Annotated in this window: 15 protein-coding genes; 3 read left to right on the top strand and 12 right to left on the bottom strand. The window is 59.7% G+C overall.

Annotated elements, in window-relative coordinates; genetic code table 11:
* Positions 1-22: 22 nt before the first annotated feature.
* The 8 genes from BFP95_RS10075 to betI all read right to left on the bottom strand — a co-directional run bounded on the left by BFP95_RS10075 (position 23) and on the right by betI (position 10,523).
* Positions 23-871 (bottom strand): alpha/beta fold hydrolase, encoded by an 849-nt coding sequence (locus tag BFP95_RS10075; RefSeq protein ID WP_065909962.1) that lies wholly within the window; start codon positions 869-871, stop codon positions 23-25.
* 210 nt (positions 872-1,081) lie between these two features.
* On the bottom strand, positions 1,082-1,813 hold the full coding sequence (locus BFP95_RS10070; RefSeq protein ID WP_065871884.1) for a hypothetical protein: 732 nt from the start codon (positions 1,811-1,813) through the stop codon (positions 1,082-1,084).
* Between the two features lie 54 nt (positions 1,814-1,867).
* A complete protein-coding gene (locus BFP95_RS10065; RefSeq protein WP_139115305.1) occupies positions 1,868-3,280 on the bottom strand; it encodes a hypothetical protein in 1,413 nt (470 codons plus the stop codon).
* A gap of 278 nt (positions 3,281-3,558) precedes the next feature.
* Positions 3,559-4,875 carry a TldD/PmbA family protein gene (locus tag BFP95_RS10060; RefSeq protein WP_065871882.1) on the bottom strand — a complete coding sequence of 439 codons (1,317 nt, stop codon included), beginning with the start codon at positions 4,873-4,875 and terminating at the stop codon, positions 3,559-3,561.
* On the bottom strand, positions 4,875-6,317 hold the full coding sequence (locus tag BFP95_RS10055; protein ID WP_065871881.1) for a TldD/PmbA family protein: 1,443 nt from the start codon (positions 6,315-6,317) through the stop codon (positions 4,875-4,877). Before BFP95_RS10055 ends, BFP95_RS10060 begins: the two co-directional genes overlap by 1 nt.
* Before the next feature lie 180 nt (positions 6,318-6,497).
* Positions 6,498-8,201 carry a choline dehydrogenase gene (gene betA, locus BFP95_RS10050; RefSeq protein ID WP_065871880.1) on the bottom strand — a complete coding sequence of 568 codons (1,704 nt, stop codon included), beginning with the start codon at positions 8,199-8,201 and terminating at the stop codon, positions 6,498-6,500.
* 145 nt (positions 8,202-8,346) lie between these two features.
* Positions 8,347-9,819: a betaine-aldehyde dehydrogenase gene (gene betB / locus BFP95_RS10045; protein WP_065871879.1), complete on the bottom strand. Its 1,473-nt coding sequence runs from the start codon at positions 9,817-9,819 to the stop codon at positions 8,347-8,349.
* 110 nt (positions 9,820-9,929) lie between these two features.
* Positions 9,930-10,523 carry a transcriptional regulator BetI gene (gene betI, locus BFP95_RS10040; RefSeq protein WP_065871878.1) on the bottom strand — a complete coding sequence of 198 codons (594 nt, stop codon included), beginning with the start codon at positions 10,521-10,523 and terminating at the stop codon, positions 9,930-9,932.
* A gap of 390 nt (positions 10,524-10,913) precedes the next feature.
* On the opposite strand from betI, the gene BFP95_RS10035 reads away from it, so the two are divergent.
* Positions 10,914-12,848: a BCCT family transporter gene (locus BFP95_RS10035; RefSeq protein WP_225930712.1), complete on the top strand. Its 1,935-nt coding sequence runs from the start codon at positions 10,914-10,916 to the stop codon at positions 12,846-12,848.
* 167 nt (positions 12,849-13,015) lie between these two features.
* Here the strand turns inward: BFP95_RS10035 and choV are convergent, their stop codons facing one another.
* The 3 genes from choV to BFP95_RS10020 form a co-directional block, all read right to left on the bottom strand.
* Positions 13,016-14,194 carry a choline ABC transporter ATP-binding protein gene (choV, locus tag BFP95_RS10030; RefSeq protein WP_065871876.1) on the bottom strand — a complete coding sequence of 393 codons (1,179 nt, stop codon included), beginning with the start codon at positions 14,192-14,194 and terminating at the stop codon, positions 13,016-13,018.
* A complete protein-coding gene (gene choW, locus BFP95_RS10025) occupies positions 14,191-15,036 on the bottom strand; it encodes a choline ABC transporter permease subunit (protein WP_010207125.1) in 846 nt (281 codons plus the stop codon). The genes choV and choW overlap by 4 nt, the downstream gene beginning before the upstream one ends.
* Before the next feature lie 70 nt (positions 15,037-15,106).
* A complete protein-coding gene (locus BFP95_RS10020) occupies positions 15,107-16,054 on the bottom strand; it encodes a choline ABC transporter substrate-binding protein (RefSeq protein ID WP_065871875.1) in 948 nt (315 codons plus the stop codon).
* Between the two features lie 415 nt (positions 16,055-16,469).
* Between BFP95_RS10020 and BFP95_RS10010 the strand changes: the two genes are divergently transcribed.
* Positions 16,470-17,846, top strand: coding sequence for an L-serine ammonia-lyase (locus BFP95_RS10010; RefSeq protein ID WP_065871873.1), 1,377 nt, complete (start codon positions 16,470-16,472; stop codon positions 17,844-17,846).
* Between the two features lie 560 nt (positions 17,847-18,406).
* Complete coding sequence (locus BFP95_RS10005) at positions 18,407-19,510, top strand: choline metabolism transcriptional regulator GbdR (protein WP_005792167.1); 1,104 nt, start codon at positions 18,407-18,409, stop codon at positions 19,508-19,510.
* A gap of 96 nt (positions 19,511-19,606) precedes the next feature.
* On the opposite strand, the gene BFP95_RS10000 is transcribed toward BFP95_RS10005, so the two are convergent.
* Positions 19,607-19,870 (bottom strand): hypothetical protein, encoded by a 264-nt coding sequence (locus BFP95_RS10000; RefSeq protein ID WP_065871872.1) that lies wholly within the window; start codon positions 19,868-19,870, stop codon positions 19,607-19,609.
* Positions 19,871-20,098 lie beyond the last annotated feature (228 nt).

Genomic DNA, 20,098 nt, shown 5'->3' with positions numbered 1-20,098 from the left:
TTAGCAGGCTATGTGTTGGCGATTATGCGCCATCCGTCGCTCCTTTTCCCACCAGGAAATCCAGCAGTTCGCGGTGCACCGCCACGGCGGCTTCGCTGGACTCGAGGTCGAGCAAATGCCCAGTATGTTCGGCCACAGCAAAGCTGCTGCGCCCCACGTAGTGCTTGAATAGCTGCGCCTCGGCGGCGGGGGTGTATTCGTCCAGCGCGCCGTTGAGGAAGTGCACCGGTGTTTCAATCTGCTTGAGTGCCGGCAGGTAGTTGCCATCACCCAAAGCCAGTACCTGGTGGATATGAAAACGCGCCTGGCGATATTCGGTGGTCGCCATGCTCGACAGGTGCCGATGGTTGTTGCGCTTGAGCCGAGGTGACAGGTATTTGCCCACGGTTTCATTGAGCAAGTGGCCGACGGCAGACTTGTCGTCGGCCTCGATCAGTACGCGTACACGCTCCACATAGTCGAGCATGGCTTGGTTGAGGTTGGGCGCCAGGGCCATCACTACCGAGCTTTCGATGGAGGGTGGGTTGTGCGCCAGGGTCAGCAGCGTGGAGATACCGCCCCACGAGGCCGACACCAGATGGTTGACCTGGAAGCGCTCGACCAGGGCGCGCAGGATTTGCACCTCGTTGTCCTTGGTCACCAGGTCGAGGTCAGTGTTGTGCTCGCGTGAGTAGCCGGAGAATGGCAAGTCGAACAGCAACACATTGAAGTGTTCCGCCAGGCATTTGCTGGTGCGCGCAAATGAGCGCGTGGTGGACAGCGCACCGTTTACCATCAGTACGGTCTTCTTTTCCGAATCGTTTCCTAGCTGCTCAACATGAACGTTGTAGTGCTTGAACAGCTTTTCAATGACAAAACTTCCATGGTTCATGTCAACGCTCCAGCTTGCCGTTTACCAGGCAAGGTCATGCATCACGTGCGGGCACGTGGGGTGGTTGGCGGGATGCCACCAACCGTTATAACGGGGAATCTGGAGGCGAACAACCGGGCAAGCGGCCAATTTTCGGAGGATGAGACGGTTCTTCCAGGCGCAAGGAAATTACCTGTCGGACACAACGCCCCAGCAGGCAAGCGGGGATATTCAAACCAGGATCAATGCAACCGGGGCGCTTTCCCAATCCGAGTTGGCAAGTCGTCTCCTAATGCCCCACAGATCCATATGACCATCAACGACGGCAACCGAATGCCTGGCGTCGGCGAGCGTGCCGATTGCACCGTTTTTCAATGCCTCCACCGTGCCCCGGCGAAAGTGCTGCTTGAGCCCCAGGCGCGTTAACGCTTCGCCAGGGTGTTCACCGTCGTTGAGTGTCTGCATCGCGGCGTCAAAACTGCGCACGGCCCGGCCGTCATTATTTTCGAGCTGGGCGCGCTTTGCGCTGGCGGCATACAAAAAAATCGCATGCTGCAAGACCGTGCCCCTGCCGAGGAATCCTGCTTTGTCTCCTGCCTGCCTAAGCTCTTCATGGGTGAGGGAGACACTGACGTTGTCTTTCATCAAGATCTCGTAGCCTGCTGGGGTCTTTGTCACCTGGTTGAAAATCCCCCTCGGGTGACTGCCGAACTTGACCATTGCCGCTTTGATGGCAGAGACGGTGACACAATTTCCCTCGGCGACTTGAAAGAAGTCGCCCCATATATTTTTGGGTCGAATACCCGAATCGGTCACGGAGCGGGGTGGGATGGCTGGGTTTTCATCTCCTTGAGTGTAATAAGCCTCGTACTGACCGTTGTTCATGTGGCGGTTATTGACGCGACTATTGTCGTAGGGGATGGCGAAGTTTGAGTTAACAGGCGAAGCGATGTTGAGCTGCATAAGTGAGTGGCCCATGAATGATGTTGGATTGAGAGACCTTGGCATAACCGTTGATTACACGAGTTGGTACCCATGTGTTTGGGTTGCACCTTGCTCGGGCAGTATTTTCCCTTCTTTGGCCAATAGGCCGTCCTGGAATAACCCGCCGGCGTTGCTTCCAATCATCAACACCAGGCCCTGTGCATCACCCGCCCGCTCTACGTATTTAATGGAGCGAGTGACGCCCATGCCTTCCAGAATGTTTTTGACGGTACGACCGTGAAGGTTGCCCTCCAGTGCTGCCTCGAAACTGAGCCCGAAGGAAGGGCGGGGCGGTTGAAGTTGTTGGCGCTTGATATACGCAGCGAAGATGAAATGTGCATCCTTGAGCAGCCCTTCGTCCTTGCCCAGGAATAACGACTGCTCACTGGCAAGTTCCAGTTCCGCGCGGGAGAGCTGCAGTTCAAATCCATCCCTGAAAGTGACCTGGTAACTATTGTCTGTGAACGTCACGCGTGAAAAGACATCGGTCGGGCTTTGCCCGAATCGGGACATCAGTAGCTTGATGACATCGGCATGAGTGGCTGTCTCGCCTTGGAAGCCATAAGGCCTTTGTGTGTGGAACCCCAGCAAGGGGTCATCGGGTTTCTGTCCGTTCCTTTTTGAAGACAGGTCAGGAAGCGCCTTGGCGGTCTCAACCTCGGCATCGGGCTCAGGATCCAGCTCGAAGGTGAACGGTTTAACGGCGGCAGTGGGGGCCAGGGGCGGCGGTGAGCGGGGCGGCTCCTTGAGTACTATGAAACTCTCTATCCATTTGGGCACCGGCTGCTTATGCCCGTACGATTCCATGGCGCCGTCCTTTATCATGCCGCGCTTATGCCCGAACACTTTCATGGCCGGCACGGCGACCTGGTTTCCAGCGGTCTGAGACCACACGTGTTGCAGCTGGTAGCCGAGTCCCAACAGTGTCAGGGCCGCATGCCCGCCGATGCCGTCGTCGGCTGCTTGCAGCGTCGCCCCGAAACTCTTTTTATGCAGGTCGATGCGATAGCCAATTTTTTCCTGATCGAGTTCGGCTTCGACGTGTTTGCGCTTAATCATGACTGCAAACATAAAGCGTGCGTCTTTTACCATCCCCGCGTCATTGCCTGAGAACTTCGCATAGTCTCCTGCCTGCGTTAACTCTTTGTGGGAGATATGCAGTTTGAAGCCATCCTTCATGGTGATGTTGTAACCCTGTCCGGTGGCGGCTACTTCATCGAAGACACTCAACGGGCTTTGGCCGAGTCCCGACATGGCGGCTTTGATTCCCGCCACCCAATCATCGTGGTCGTCAGCGCCCATAAAGGGATAATGCTCATACGTTGCATACAACCCTGACCAGAGGTCATCGGGTGGCTGATGTTTGCCTTTATCAGAAAAGAATGTTTTTTCCGCTGGCGGAAACCGTGACGTGTCTGAAGTTGACGCGTAACGCTGATAAGTCATGGGAGCGTGCTGAAAGCGACTGGGTTGTGACGAGTAGCCGCTGAAGAGCGGTGATATTCCTAAGTGCATGGGCGTTCTCTGACCGATGGAGTGACGCTCAGTCAGTGGCCAGTGGCAGTGATGCGTTCCGGTTGCCTGTGAGGTGATGCGTTACCGGAGGTGAATGATCGGATATTTTGAAATAAGACTGTTCCGAGATGCAGGGGTGTTTGCCTATATCTCGATGCAGGAGAAATCCCTTGCAGGAGCCGGGATGCCGGTTCCTGCAAGGGATGGGTCTAGAGGGTCAGGGTCAAGCGTTTGATCAGGGCGCCCGGCAGCAGATTGGAAGCGGTGTTGCGCTGGCCATAGGTGCTGGCCGACAACAGCAGTTCCCGATCGGCGGTCAGGGCTTCCAACTGCGAGCCGAGCAGGTTGTAGACGCTGTCATCAAAGCGCATGGTGCTGACCGGCGCCTTGATCTCGCCGTCTTCCACCCAGAAGGTGGCGAAGCGCGTCATGCCGGTCAGGCGTGCCGCCGGCAGGTCCGAGTAGTTCAGGTACCACAGGTTGCTGATGTACAGCCCGGTGCCCAACTGCTTGAGAATATCGGCCTGGGCCAGGCTACCGGCAGCCATCTGCAAGGCGCTGGGCGATTCATCACTGCTCGCGCCATTGGTGCTCAAGCCGTATTCGGCAGCGCTGCGTGAGTTGACCAGTTGGCCATCGGCTTTCCCCGCCTTGATCAGCGTGACATCGCCGCGTGGGTAACCTTCGGTGGAAAACGCCTGGCTCAGGGAACCGCTGATCTGTTCAGCCACCGTCACCAGCGGGCTCAGGGACTGTTCGCCGGCATACAGCTTTTGCAGCGAGCTGCCCTTGCTGGCGATGGCCTGGGCGGAAAACCCGCCCCAGGTGATGAGGCTGATGATTTCTTCAATCGCCGCCGGGGCGAGGTAAGCGCGGTATTGTCCAGGTGCCAGCTTGTGCAGTGGGCGGCCGAGGAACTCAAGCTGTTCGCGGGCCTGCTGGAAGCGCGCGGCAAACTCGGCGCTGTCCCAGGTGTGTCCGGCGTAGCTGGCTTTCACCGCTTCGCCATTGGCGTGGAACAGGCTGAAATCGAAGTTGAAACTATTGGCCTGGTGCCAGCCGAAGGCGCCCGACGAACTGGCGAAGCCTCGGCTGATGGGGCCCGCCGCATAGAAACCGACCAGGTCGACGCCTTGCGCGGCCTGGCTGATCTCTTCCAGTACCTGAGCCAGTGCCGGCAGCGGTCGGGGGTGTGCGTTGTTGCTTTGCCAGGCGTTGTGGTTCAGCAACAGGTACGGATCCTGGGGCAGCAACGGCAGGGTTTCACGCAGCTGTTTCAGGCCAGCGGCCAAGCGTTGGCGGTCCAACTCCGGCTCGCCGGCGAGGGTGATGCCCAGGTCGGCGTGGCGGCCGTCGTTGATCAGTTTCAGGTTGACGCTGGCCTGTTGCACCTGGCCGGCCTGGCGCACCTTGGCGTGGTTGAAGCGTACGAACTCGGACGCTTCATCCGCATAGCCCAGGTGGAATTGTTCGCGATCGGTGATGGCGTGCTTGAGCCACTCCACCAATGCCTTGAAGTTGTTCATCAGGCGTCTCCCCCAAATACGTCGACATCACTGAATACGCAGGCGGGCGACGCATGGCCGACGCGGATCACCTGGTTAGGTTCGCCTTTGCCGCAGTTCGGTGTGCCCAGGACCTTGAAGGTGCTGGCATCGCCAACCGCACTGAGATTGCGCCAGAAGTGTGCGGAAATAGCCCGGTAGTTGGGGTTCTTCACCACACCTTTCAGCTCACCGTTTTCGATCAACTGGCCCCATTCACAGCCGAACTGGAATTTATTGCGCGCATCGTCGATGGACCATGAACGGTTGGTCGACATCAGGATGCCGTTTTCTATGCCGCCGATTAGTTGTGCAAGGCTCTTGTCGCCAGCTTCGATGTTGAGGTTGGCCATGCGGTCGATGGGTGCACGGTTCCAACTGCTGGCCCGGCTGTTGGCCACGCCTGGCATGCCGGAGCGGTATTGCGACAGCGCCCCGCCCAGCGGTTTGAGCAACCGCCCTTCGCGGATCAGGAACTGCTTGCTGGCGCGGGTGCCGTCGTCGTCATGGCGGTAGCTGGCGAGTTGCTCGGGGATGTCTGGGTCGAACGTTACATTGAGCAATTTGGAGCCGTATTGCAGATGGCCGAAGTCGCTGGCCTTCACAAAACTGGTGCCGGCGTAATTGCGCTCGTCCCCCAGAATGCGGTCCAGCTCCAGCGGGTGGCCGATGGATTCGTGGATCTGCAGGATCATCTGATCGGGCATCAGCAGCAGGTCGCGCGGGCCGTTGGGGGTGTTCGGTGCGAGCAGCAGTTGCAGGGCTTCGTCGGCGATGCGTGGCGCGGCACCGATCAGGCCGAAGCGGCTGATCACCTCAAAGCCGCCTTGTTGGCCGAAGTTGCTGCCGCCCAGGGTGCGGCTCTGGCTGTCATTGCCGTCATAGGCCGTGACGTTGACGCCGGGGAACACGAAGCGCTGGGCCTGACGCAGTTCGGCGCCCGCGTTGTTGAGGTAGATCTGCTCGACGTGGGTCAGGCCGAGGCTGACTTCCCAGTTCACCAGGCGCTCGTCCTTGGGCACGGCGGCGGATTCGTCACCCAGCAGTTGGTAACAGTCGCTCAAGGACGGGAAGGGTTGGTCAAGGTCGGGGGACAGGTAGTCCGCCACATCGCTGGAGACGTGCTGGTCGCGCAGGTCGAGCAGCGCGTGGGGCTTGATCAACCGGGCTTGCTGTTCGGCACGCGCAAGGGCGGCTTGCAGGCCAGGCAGGGAAATGTCGTGGGTCGCGGCGTAGGCTTCCACGCCATTGAGACGCACGGTGAGCATGGCGCCTTCGTCGTGGTTCAGGTGGGGTGGTTCGGCGACGTTCTTGCGTACGGCCAGGTAGTGGCCGGACTCGCGCACGTAACGCAGGGAGAAAAATTCGGCGGTGGTGCGCAGGGCACTGAAATGCTGTTTGAGTGTGGCGTGGTGGTCGAACATGGGGCCTTCCTTGTGGGCGGCTCGTCGCGGGCAGGCAGACAGAGTAGCTGATCAAGGAGAGGTTTTGCAGTGAATGGTCGGGCCCCTTCGCGAGCAAGCCCGCTCCCACATTTTGACCGTGTGAACCCGATCAAATGTGGGCGCGGGCTTGCTCGCGAAGGGAGCACCGCGGTGTATCAGTTACTGCGCAGTCGGGCCCACTTCACGCATCGGCTTGCCACGCACCGGCGCATCGCCTGCCACGTAGTAGTCGGCGGTGCTGCGCGGCAGCGGCTGGCGGCCACGGATCTTGTCGGCGATTTTCTCGGCGATCATGATCGTCGGCGCGTTCAGGTTGCCGGTGGTGATGATCGGCATGATCGACGCATCGACCACACGCAGACCCTGCATGCCATGCACGCGGCCTTCGCCATCCACTACAGCCATCTCGTCGGTGCCCATCTTGCACGAGCAGGACGGGTGGAACGCGGTTTCGGCGTGCTCGCGGATGAACTTGTCCAGTTGCTCATCGGTTTGCACGTCGATGCCCGGGCTGATTTCGCGGCCACGGTACGGGTCCAGCGCCGGCTGTTGCATGATTTCACGGGTCAGGCGGATGCCGTCGCGGAATTCCTGCCAGTCCTGCTCGGTAGCCATGTAGTTGAAGAGGATGCTCGGGTAGTCCCGTGGGTTCTTCGACTTCAACTGGATGCGGCCGCGGCTTGGCGAACGCATGGAACCCATGTGCGCTTGGAAACCGTGTTCTTTTACGCCGTTGCTGCCGTTGTAGTTAATCGCGACCGGCAGGAAGTGGTACTGGATGTTCGGCCATTCGAATTCCGGGCGTGAACGGATGAATCCGCCTGCTTCGAACTGGTTGCTGGCGCCGATGCCGGTACCGTTGAACAGCCATTCGGCACCGATCGCCGGCTGGTTGTACCAGAGCAGCGACGGGTACAGCGACACCGGTTGGGTGCACGCATATTGCAGGTACAGCTCAAGGTGGTCCTGCAGGTTTTCGCCGACGCCCGGCAGGTCGTGTACCACCGGGATGTCGAGGCTTTCCAGCAGTTTGGCCGGGCCAACGCCGGAGCGTTGCAGCAGTTGCGGCGAAGCGATTGCGCCGCTGCACACCAGCACTTCCTTGCGAGCGCGGGCTTCAACGCGCTCTTCGGCTGCGCCGATCAGGTAACGCACGCCAACCGCACGCTTGCCTTCAAACAACACTTTGTCGGTGAGGGCGTGGGTGACGATGGTCAGGGTCGAACGCTTTTTAGCCGTGTCCAGGTAACCGCGCGCGGTGCTGGCGCGACGACCGTTAGGCGTCACGGTACGGTCCATCGGACCAAAGCCTTCTTGCTGGTAGCCGTTCAAGTCTTCGGTACGCGGGTAACCGGCTTGTACGCCAGCCTCAACCATCGCGTGGAACAGCGGGTTGTTGCCGGCTTTAGGGGTGGTCACGCTGACCGGGCCATCGCCGCCGTGCCAGTCGTTCGGGCCGATGTCACGGGTTTCGGCTTTGCGGAAATACGGCAGGCAGTCCAGGTACGTCCAGTCTTCCAGACCTGGCAGTTTCGACCAGTTGTCGTAGTCCATGGCGTTACCACGGATGTAGCACATGCCGTTGATCAGCGAAGAACCACCCAGTCCCTTACCGCGACCGCATTCCATGCGACGGCCGTCCATGTGTGGCTCTGGATCGGTCTCGTAGGCCCAGTTGTAGCGGCGGCCTTGCAGCGGGAAGGCCAGGGCGGCTGGCATCTGGGTACGGAAGTCAAGACGGTAGTCGGGGCCGCCGGCTTCCAGCAGCAGAACGGTGACGCCTTCGTCTTCGGTCAGACGGGTCGCCAGGGTGTTACCGGCGGAACCGGCACCTACAATGATGTAATCGTATTCTTGGGACATAAATGCACCCTCTATTGAGATGGTCAGGAGAGGCGAGGGCTTCGCACTCATCGCGGGCAAGCCCGCTCCCACAGGGGAACGCATTCCAAATGTGGGAGCTGGCTTGCCTGCGATGGCGGCCTCGCAGGCAACACCAGGCTCGGGTTTAGAACACCGAGGCGTAATCGCCCAGCTCAACCTGTACCGATTTGATGCGGGTGAAGTTGTTCAGCGAGCTGATCCCGTTCTCACGGCCCACACCGGATTGCTTGTAGCCACCCACTGGCATCTTGGCGTCGGACTCGCCCCAGGCGTTGATCCAGCAGATACCCGCTTCCAGTTGATGAATCACGCGGTGGGCGCGGTTCAGGTCCTTGGTAACCAGGCCGGCAGCCAAGCCGAAGTCGGTATCGTTGGCGCGGCGGATCACTTCTTCTTCGGTCTCGTAGGTGAGGATGCTCATCACCGGGCCGAAGATTTCTTCACGCACGATGACCATGTCGTCGGTGCAGTCGGTGAACACCGTTGGGGCCACGAAGGCGCCTTTGGCGAAGTCGCCGTCGGTCAGGCGGTCGCCGCCGCACAGCAGGCGGGCGCCTTGCTCTTTGCCCTTGGCGATGTAGCCCAGCACGCTTTCCATGTGGGCAAAGCTGACCAGCGGGCCGAAGTTGGTGTTGTCGTCTTCCGGGTTGCCAACGCGGATACGTGCAACACGTTCAACGATCTTGGCTTCGAACGCCGCCTGCAGGTGTTTGGGTACAAACACGCGAGTGCCGTTGGTGCAGACCTGACCGGAGCTGTAGAAGTTGGCCATCATCGCGATGTCAGCCGCGCGATCCAGGTCGGCGTCTTCGAACACGATCAATGGCGACTTGCCGCCCAGTTCCATGGTCACTTCTTTCAGCGAGGAGCTGGAAGCGCTGGCCATGACTTTCTTGCCGGTGTCGGTGCCGCCGGTGAACGAGACTTTCTCGATGCGCGGGTGCTCGGTCAGCCAGGTGCCGACTTCACGGCCGCTGCCGGTCAGTACGTTGAACACGCCAGCCGGAACGCCGGCTTCGGTGTAGATCTCGGCCAGTTTCAGGGTGGTCAGCGAGGTGACTTCGCTGGGCTTGAAGATCATCGCGTTACCGGCGGCCAGGGCCGGTGCGGATTTCCACAGGGCGATCTGGATCGGGTAGTTCCACGCGCCGATACCCGCGACCACGCCCAACGGCTCGCGGCGGGTGTAGACGAACGACGTGTCGCGCAGTGGGATCTGCTCGCCTTCGATGGCCGGCACCAGGCCTGCGTAGTATTCCAGTACGTCAGCGCCAGTGACGATGTCGACGTACTTGGTTTCGGAGAAGGATTTGCCGGTGTCCAGGGTTTCCAGGGCGGCCAGTTCATCGTTGCGCTCGCGCAGGATGTCGACGGCACGGCGCAGGATGCGCGAACGCTCCATGGCGGTCATCGCCGCCCAGATTTTCTGGCCTTTTTCGGCGCTGACCACGGCACGTTCAACGTCTTCTTTGGTTGCGCGTTGCACTTGGGCGAGAACTTCACCGTTAGCCGGGTTGATGGCTTCGAAGGTGGCATCGCTGCCAGCGTCGCTGTAGCCGCCGTCAATGTAGAGTTTTTGCAGTTCGAAACGGGCCATAAAGTCCTCGCAAGTGCATAAGTGGTTGGCGTTAACCGCCGAAAAGTGAGCCATAAGGGTGTGGCAACACTGAGCGGCAGCAGTTCAGGGGTTGAGCGGTTATGTGTGCTCTAACTCACCTGCTTGGCCAATTGGAAATCCATGTATTCGTAAGCGATCCGTTGCGCCTGTTCCGTGTCGAAAGCGTCTCCCGACAGGGCGCCGCGCAACCATAAACCGTCGATCAGGGCTGCCAGGCCTCTGGCTGCTTTGCGTGCGTGCGGCAGTGGCAGCACTCGGCGGAACTGGCAGCACAGGTTGGAATACAGACGTTGATCGTTGATCCGCTGCAACCTGTGCAATGACGGGTGATGCATGCTGGTGGCCCAGAAGGCCAGCCAGGTTTTCATTGCCGGTCCGTTGACCTGGCTGGCGTCGAAGTTGCCCTCGATGATCACCCGAAGGTGCGCCCGTGGGCTGTCGTCCTTCAGCGCAAGCCTGCGTTCGTGGACGTTCTCGATCAGCGCGTTCATCAAATAGCGCATCGTCGCTGCAATAAGGCCGTTCTTGTCCTTGAAGTAGTGACTGATGATGCCGTTCGAGACGCCGGCCAAACGGGCGATCAGCGCAATGCTGGCATCTCCCATCCCGACCTGATCGATCGCCGTCAGCGTGGCTTCGATCAACTGCTGGCGGCGTATGGGTTGCATACCGACCTTGGGCATGTAGCACCTCTCCTTAGGCCTGCCGACGAGCGATGAACGTTCGTCGACTTGAAGGCCAGTCTATTTTGTTTTGATTGAACGTTCAATCAACAAAGAATAAGCTCTGCGACAAATGGTCGCTGCCTACAGGTATTTCCTACAAATGGGCGGCGACATCTGACACCTGCGAAAACCCCTGAAACGGGCCATATATGGGCCTGGCACCGCCTCGGCGGGGCACAAGGATTTTCGGGGTGTCTTTATAACACCCGTCCGTCGACTGCCGAAAAATCGATGTTCCGGGATAACCGTTGCCTTGTGTTTCTCTCTCGCACTGCCCGGAGCATCTGCGCCATGAGTTCTGCCTCTCTTATAAAGACCCCGCCGGAAAAGGTCAGGGTCAACGGTTGGGTGTTCTACACCTCCACCGCGCTGATTCTGCTGTTGACTGCCATCCTGATCATCGCCCCGCAGGAGGCCGGGCGCATGCTCGGCATCGCCCAGGCCTGGCTGTCGAAAAGCTTCGGCTGGTATTACATGGTGGTCATCGCCGCCTACCTGGTGTTTGTGGTCGGCCTGGCGTTTTCGTCCTATGGCAAGTTGAAACTGGGCAGCAAGGACGACACCCCGGACTTCAGCTACGGCGCCTGGGCCGGCATGTTGTTCTCGTCGGGTATTGGCATCTCGCTCCTGTATTTCGGCGCTTCGGAGCCGCTCGACCACTACTTCAACCCGCCTGAAGGCGCAGCGGCCAGCAATGGCGCCGCTCGCCAGGCGTTGCAATTGACTTTCTTGCATTGGGGCCTGCATGGCTGGGCGATCTATGCCCTGGTCGGCCTGGCCGTGGCGTACTTTGCCTACCGTCACAACCAGCCGCTGGCCTTGCGCTCGGCGCTGTACCCGCTGGTGGGCGAGCGTTGGGTGAAAGGCGCGGCCGGCCACGCGGTGGACGGTTTCGGTATGTTCGTGACCCTGCTCGGCCTGGTGACCAACCTGGGGATCGGCGCGATGCAGGTGTCGTCCGGGTTGGAAAACCTGTTCGGCATGCAGCACAGCAACACCAACCTGTTGATCGTGATCATCGTGATGAGCACGGTGGCGACCATCGCTGCTGTGTCGGGCGTGGAGAACGGCATTCGCCGCCTGTCCAACCTCAACATCGTGCTGTTCAGCGGGTTGCTGATTTTCGTGCTGTTGTTCGGCCCCACCCTGCACTTGCTCAACGGCCTGGTGCAGAACACCGGTGACTACCTCAACGGCATCATCCTGAAAACCTTCGACCTCTACGTGTACGAAGGCGACGCCGACAAGACCGAACGCTGGATGGGCCTGTGGACGCTGTTCTATTGGGCCTGGTGGATTTCCTGGGCGCCATTCGTGGGCATGTTCATCGCGCGTATTTCCCGTGGTCGCACGGTGCGTGAACTGGTCGCCGGCGTGTTGCTGATCCCGCTGGGCTTTACCCTGGCGTGGCTGTCGATCTTCGGCAACTCGGCGTTGGACCTGGTGCTGAATCACGGTGCGGTGGAACTGGGCAAGACGGCGTTGGAGCAGCCGTCGATGGCTATCTACCAACTGCTTGAGCATTACCCTGCGTCGAAAATCGTCATCGGGGTGTCGATCTTTGTGGGCTTTGTGCTGTTCCTGACCCCGGCGGATTCTGGCGCGGTGATGATGGCCAACCTTTCCTGCAAAGGCGGCAATGTGGACGAAGACGCGCCGCATTGGTTGCGGATCTTCTGGTCGGCGGTGATCACCCTGGTGACTATCGGCCTGCTGTTTGCCGGCAACTTCGAAGCCATGCAGACCATGGTGGTGCTGGCGGGGCTGCCGTTCTCGGTGGTGCTGATCCTGTTTATGTTCGGCTTGCACAAAGCCATGCGCCAGGACGTGGCGATGGAACAGGAGCAGGCGCAATTGGCCGAGCGTGGCCGCCGTGGTTTCAGCGAGCGTTTGACCGCGCTGGACCTGCAACCGAGCCAGGGCACCGTGCAACGCTTTATGGACAAGCACGTCACGCCGGCGCTGGACGAAGCGGCGATTGCGTTGCGTGATCAGGGGCTGGAAGTGCAGACGTTGCTGGGTAAATCCAAGCGGTGCATCGGGGTGCGGATCGAGATGGAGGAGGGCAACCCGTTTGTTTACGAAGTGAGCCTTGATGCTTATTCGTCGGCGCCCAACGATGTGCCTGAGGAGGAGCGTACGCGTTACTACCGCGCCGAGGTTTACCTGCACAACGGGCCTCAGGAATACGACCTGATGGGCTTCACCCAGGAACAGATCACCCGGGATGTGCTCGATCAGTTTGAAAGCCATCGGCAACTCCTTGGCCGGGTCTATAGCTGATAGTTGAAACGAGCGGCGCCCTCACTGGCACCGCTTTCTTATGTCGTACATAGATCAAAATGTGGGAGCGGGCTTGCTCGCGAATGCGGTGTATCAGTGGCAGATGTGCTGACTGACACACCGCATTCGCGAGCAAGCCCGCTCCCACATTTGCTTTGCGGTGTGGCTTAACCCAGGTTTTTGCCTAAGAGCGCGTGATACAACTCACTGTCCCCCAGAATCCCCACCACCTTGTCATTGTCCCGCAACACCAACTTATTCCCCGTGTGATAGCGAATCTGCAGTGCATCACGCATGCCGATGTTCGAGTCCACCAGCGTCGGCACTCGACCCAAACCTTCCACCGGTTGCCCCGGCGCCCAGTTCTGCAGGTTCAACGGCGTGCCATTCTGGCGTGCGCCCTTGATGACGTTGCCTTCAGTCAGGTCCAGCCACGAGTCACCGCCCGGGTCCAGGCTGATCGAGCCGTTGACGTGGGTGCAGTTGTCCACCGTGCGCATCAGGCTGCGACCGCACAACACATTCAGCGGGTTGGTATGCGCGACAAACGTGCGCACATAGTCGTCCGCCGGGTTCAGCACGATCTCTTCCGGCACGCTGTACTGGATGATCTTGCCATCCTTCATGATCGCGATTCGGCTGCCCAGTTTGAGCGCCTCATCAAGGTCGTGACTCACAAACACGATGGTCTTGCTCAGCTTGCGCTGCAGCTCCAGCAATTCATCCTGCAAGCCTTGGCGGATCAGCGGGTCGAGCGCGGAGAAGGGTTCGTCCATCAGCAGGATATCGGCGTCCATTGCCAATGCGCGGGCCAGGCCAACGCGTTGCTGCATGCCGCCGGAGAGTTCGTCCGGCTTCTTGTTGCGCCACTGGGTCAGGCCCACCAGCTCGAGTTTTTCATCCACCAGCTTGCGCCGGTCTTTCTCCGGACGACCCTGCATTTCCAGGCCGAAGCTGATGTTCTCGCGCACGGTCAGCCAAGGCATCAGGGCGAACTTCTGGAACACCATGGCGATGCGTTTGGTGCGCATCATTTTCAGCTCGGCGGGCGTGCAGGACGCGATGTCGATCTGGCGTCCTTCATGCTCCACGAACAATTGGCCACGGCTCACGGTGTTGAGGCCGTTGATGCAGCGCAGCAAACTGGATTTGCCGGAGCCGGAGAGACCCATCAGCACGCAGATCTCGCCTTTCTCGACATCCAGGCTGGCTTTTTCAACGCCGACAATCTGCCCGGTCTTTTTCAGGATCTCGTTACGGCTCATGCCCTGGTCCAGCAGCTTGAGCGCTTCGCGTGGGTCTTTGGAGAAGATTACGTCGACATTGTCGAATCGGATAATGCTCATGCATCACCCCCTACTTTAGCGTCGGGTTGTTTGCAGATGCGGTCGAGCATGATCGCCAGCAATACGATTGCCAGGCCGGCTTCAAAGCCCAGGGCAATGTCCGCGGTGTTGAGTGCGTTGACCACCGGTTTGCCGAGGCCGTCGGCGCCGACCAGGGCCGCGATTACCACCATCGACAACGACAGCATGATGCATTGGGTAATGCCGGCGGCAATGCTCGGCATGGCGTGGGGCAGTTCAATGCGCGAGAGCAACTGACGGCGCGAGCAGCCAAAGGCCTTGCCGGCGTCCATCAACTCTTGCGGTACGTCTCGGATACCCAGGTAGGTCAGGCGGATCGGTGCGGCAATCGCGAATACCACCGTGGAAATCAGCCCAGGCACCACACCCAGCCCGAAGAGGGTCAGGGTAGGGATGAGGTAGACGAAGGTCGGTACGGTCTGCATCAGATCGAGCACCGGCCGCATCATGGTGTAGAACATCGGTTTGTGCGCGGCAACAATGCCCAGCGGCACGCCGATGACCACGCAGACCAGGGTGGCGAACAGCACTTGCGCCAGGGTCTCCATGGTTTCCTGCCAGTACCCCAGGTTGAGGATCAGCAGGAACGAGGCGATGACAAAAACAGTCAGTCCCCATTTACGTTGAATAAAGTGAGCCAACAGCGCAATCAGACCGATCAATGCCAGCGGATTGAACCAGGTCAGCGCGAACGTCACGCCGTGGATCATCGTTTCCAGTGTCGATGCGATCGCGTCGAAGTAGTTGGCACCGTGTTGGGTCAACCATTCAACGAAGGCAGCGATGTACTGGCCTAGTGGGATTTTCTGTTCAGTCAGCATGGTAGTGAATGTCCACATGCGAAGAGGGAAAACATCCCGGGGCAGCGCACCGCCCCGGGGTCAGCGGTTGCTATTTGGCGAGGTAAGCTTTCACGGCGTCGAGCCCAGGTTTGCCGTCAACGGTGGTGACACCGGCGAGCCAGGTGTCGAGTACTTGAGGGTTTTTCTTCAGCCAGGCTTTCGCGGCGGCGTCGGGTTTCATCTTGTCGTCCAGGACATTACCCATCAGGGTGCTTTCCATGTTCAGGGTGAACGACAGGTTTTTCAGCAACTGGCCAACGTTGCTGCATTCCTGCGTGTAGCCCTTGCGAACGTTGGTGTAGATGGTGGCCTGGCCGTAGTTGGGGCCGAACGAATCGTCACCCCCGGTCAGGTACTTCATCTTGAAACGGGTGTTCATCGGGTGCGGCTCCCAGCCGAGGAACACGATGGCCTGGTCGCGCTTGGTCGCGCGTTCAACCTGGGAGAGCATGCCGGCTTCGCTGGACTCGACCACTTTGAAACCGGCGGTTTTCAGGCCGAAGGCGTCTTTGTCGATCAGTGTCTGGATGGTGCGGTTACCGTCGTTGCCCGGCTCGATACCGTAGATCTTGCCGCCCAGCTCATCCTTGAATTTGGCGATATCGGCGAAGTCCTTCAGGCCTTTGTTGTACAGCGCTTCCGGGACCGCGAGGGTGTATTTGGCGTTCTCCAGGTTGGCGCGCACGGTTTCCACGGTGCCGGCATCACGGTACTGCTTGATGTCGTTTTCCATGGTCGGCATCCAGTTGCCGAGGAAAATGTCCATGTTCTTGCCGTCGGCCAGTGACTTGTAGGTCACCGGTACCGAAATCATCGTGGTGCGTGGCTTGTAGCCCAGGCCCTTGAGAATTTCGCTGGTAGTCGCGGTAGTGACGGTGATGTCGGTCCAGCCGACATCAGAGAAGTTGACGGTCTGACATTGTGCCGGTTCTGCAGCATGCGCCACGACTGGCAAACTCAGCATGGCGGCCAACAACAACTGGGGTGAACCTTTCATCTGGGTAGACTCCTGTGTTTTTTCTGGCGGCATCTGCCGCGCTTTATAAGTGTTGCGGTTGGTGCGTGCGACAACAGCTCTGGCACGGTGCCTTGCAAACGAGTCGAGACTGATCATGTACCAGTGAAAATCTGACGCCTACAGGGGGCGTCGTATCCAGTACAGGGATGGTCGTATCCAGTGTCGGTGACGTCGCTTACAGATTTTTCACGAGGCAAAACTGCAGTTTTTGCCCATCTGCACCGTTAAAAACGGCCAAAACCAGTGATCGTACGCAAGCGACGCTCGTGAGCATGAGTGCGTCGGTGTGAGACGCCGTGACGGCCAGTAAAAGCTTGATGATGCCGCCATCTGGGCGATCTGAGCGTAGCAGCTCCTTGGTGTCCGGCCTGCTCACCTGCGGAGTTCCACGTTAATGGCTATCAGCGTTTTCGACCTGTTCAAGATCGGCATCGGGCCTTCGAGTTCTCACACCGTCGGCCCCATGCGCGCCGCGGCGTTGTTCGTCCAGGCATTACGTGGACGTGAACTGTTGGAACAGGTTCGCCGCGTCGAAGTTCAGCTGTACGGATCCTTGTCGGCCACCGGCATCGGTCACGGCAGCGATACTGCGACCATCATGGGCCTGATGGGCGAATGGCCGGACGCAATTGATCCGTCGCAAATCGGCGGCCGTATCCACACCCTGCGCGAGACCGACACCCTGTTGCTGGACGGGCGTTTGCCGGTGCCGTTTGTGTGGGCGCGGGACATGCGCCTGCTCGACGAAAACCTGCCGTTCCATCCCAACGCCATGACCCTGGTGGTGCACGGCGATAACGGCGAACTGCACCGCGATACCTACTATTCAGTAGGTGGCGGTTTTGTGGTGGATGAAGCCCAGGCGCAAAGCGGCGTGGCCGATATGGACCGTACCGAGTTGCCTTACGACTTTTCCAGCGCGGTGGAGCTGCTGCAGTTGTGCAAGACCCACAACCTGCGCGTTGCCGAGTTGATGCTGGCTAACGAAAAAGTTTGGCGCTCTGAAGAAGAAATCCGCAGCGGCCTGATGAAACTCTGGCGCGCCATGCAGGATTGCGTGGAGCAGGGCCTCAAGCACGAAGGCATCCTGCCTGGCGGCCTGAACGTGCGGCGACGCGCCGCCAAGTTGCATCGCAGCCTGCAAGAGTTGGGTAAGCCGAACGTGATCGGCTCGACCTTGAGCGCCATGGAGTGGGTGAACCTGTTCGCCCTGGCGGTGAACGAGGAAAACGCCGCCGGTGGGCGCATGGTCACCGCCCCCACCAACGGCGCGGCGGGGATCATCCCGGCGGTGCTGCACTACTTTATGAAGTTCAGCGAGGAAGTTACCGAAGCCAACGTGGTCGACTACCTGCTCGGCGCGGCGGCGGTGGGGATCCTGTGCAAGAAGAACGCCTCGATCTCCGGTGCCGAAGTGGGCTGCCAGGGCGAAGTAGGCTCGGCCTGCGCGATGGCCGCCGCCGGGCTGGCGGAGATCCTCGGCGCCACGCCGGAGCAACTGTGCAACGCGGCCGAAATCGGCCTGGAACATAACCTCGGCCTCACCTGCGACCCAGTGGGCGGGCTGGTGCAAGTGCCGTGCATCGAGCGCAATGCGATTGCCGCGGTGAAGGCGATCAACGCCGCGCAGATGGCGCTGCGCGGTGATGGGCAGCACTTTATCTCGCTGGACCGGGTGATCCGCACCATGCGCGATACCGGAGCGGATATGCATGACAAGTACAAAGAGACGTCGCGGGGTGGGTTGGCGGTGAGTGCTGTGGAGTGTTGATGGTTTTGTAGTGAGCGGGCTTGTCGAATCGTCGCACCGCCCGCGCTGGGTGGCGAAGCCGCCCCAATAAAGGCACCACATAGTGTCAGTTAATACCGAGTCGCCTGATTTTAGGGCGGCTTCGCCACCCAGCGCGGGGCAAGCCCGCTCACTACAAGTGAACACCCGAACCAAAAACGCCACCTTTTAGCGCGTCGCAAACAGATAAGTAGCCTCCAAACGATTCCGCGCCTGACCACCTGTCACCCGTGCTTGTGGTGACAGACGTTTCCCACACCCGCAAAGCGCCTTCCCACAAGTGCTACCGAACTGCTCACAGCCCTTGAGCAGGTTCGCTCCTACGACTAATTCCGGCTATATCCGTACGTGCTGCGCGGGCTTATTTAGACGCGTCATGAGGTCGTTTTTAGGAGTTATTGGACGGCCATTCAATTTTAGGCATGGCATTTGCTCTATCCATTCAAAGCCTCTCGCTCCGTTTTTTACAGGCAGGGATGAAGAGCGCCATAACAAGAGCCTCGCCTGAGGCCATCACCCGCTTTGTGTGAGGAGATACCGCGATGACGTCGTTCAACTCAGGGGCCCAACCCCAGAACCGTGCGCCTCAATCCATCGGCTTTTTGCTGCTGGACAATTTCACGCTGATTTCCCTGGCGTCCGCAGTCGAACCCCTGCGCATGGCCAACCAGCTCTCCGGCCGCGAGCTGTATCGCTGGACGACCCTGAGTGTCGACGGAAACCAGGTGTGGGCCAGCGACGGTCTGCAAATCACGCCCGACGCCTCCATGCACAAAGCCCCGGCCCTGGACACGGTGATCGTCTGCGGCGGCGTGGGTATCCAGCGCACGGTTACCCGTGAGCATGTGTCGTGGCTGCAAAGCCAGGCGCGCCAGTCCCGGCGCCTGGGCGCGGTGTGCACTGGCAGTTGGGCCCTGGCCTGCGCCGGTCTGCTCGACGGCTTTGATTGCAGCGTGCACTGGGAATGCCTGGCCTCGATGCAGGAAGCCTTCCCCCGCGTGGCCATGAGCACACGCCTGTTCACCCTCGACCGCAACCGTTTCACCAGCTCCGGCGGCACCGCGCCGCTGGACATGATGCTGCACCTGATCAGCCGCGACCACGGCCGTGAACTGTCGGCCGCGATCTCGGAAATGTTTGTCTACGAACGCATTCGCAACGAACAGGATCACCAGCGTGTGCCACTCAAGCACATGCTGGGCACCAACCAGCCGAAGCTGCAGGAAATTGTCGCGCTGATGGAAGCCAACCTGGAAGAACCGATCGACCTGGACGAACTGGCGGTATACGTCGCCGTGTCCCGTCGCCAGTTGGAGCGGTTGTTCCAGAAGTACCTGCACTGCTCTCCGTCGCGCTACTACCTCAAGCTGCGCCTGATTCGCGCACGGCAGTTGCTCAAGCAAACGCCGATGTCGATCATCGAAGTGGCGTCGGTATGCGGGTTTGTATCCACGCCGCACTTCTCCAAGTGCTACCGCGAATACTTCGGCATTCCGCCACGGGATGAGCGCGTTGGCTCCAACACCACCCAACAGGTGGCGATGATGCCGATTCCGCAGGCATTGGTGTTGTCACCGTTGTCGGGGCCGATGTCGGCGTTGAGCCAGGCCAGGAACGAGTCGACTTTCGCCAGCGTAAGGCTCTAGACCGAGTCGCCTGCATTCGCGAGCAAGCCCGCTCCCACATTTTGATTTGTGAACACAGTCAAATGTGGGAGCTGGCTTGCCTGCGATAGCGAACTATCAGGTGCCCGAGTTCTGCTTGAACTGCACCAAAGCCGGCAACAACTGCTTGTCGATCGCCTGCCGCACCGCCGGCAAGATCGTCGCGCTGCCGGTGTACATCTGCTCAACCATGCCCTTGAGTGCCTTGGCCCGCGCCGGGCTCAAGCCGCGCACCGCACACTCGCAGGCCTGCTCGGCGGTGGCACCACTGGACACTTCGAAACCCAGCGAGCGCAGTTGGCCCAGCAGGTCATCCTGGTCAATCAAATCCGCGTGCATCATGACGTTTAATCCTGGTGAGTGAAGCGGGGTTCGACCTTGATTCTGGTAGTCGCTCAAACAGTCGGCAAGGGCAGAATGCGCGAATGCCTCGTATGGCTATGAATGTGTCGTTTTCGGGTCATGCAGCGAAGGCACTTACCGGCACACTGAACCCAGGCACACAGCTTGACGGTTTGGTCACCCTCGAGATGTACCGCTCACACAAGGCACTTGCGCCCCGATCCAGTC

It is taken from the genome of Pseudomonas sp. 58 R 12, assembly GCF_900005865.1.
GTDB classification, from domain to species: Bacteria; Pseudomonadota; Gammaproteobacteria; order Pseudomonadales; family Pseudomonadaceae; genus Aquipseudomonas; species Aquipseudomonas tritici.
This window is presented reverse-complemented; position numbering and strand designations above follow the sequence as displayed.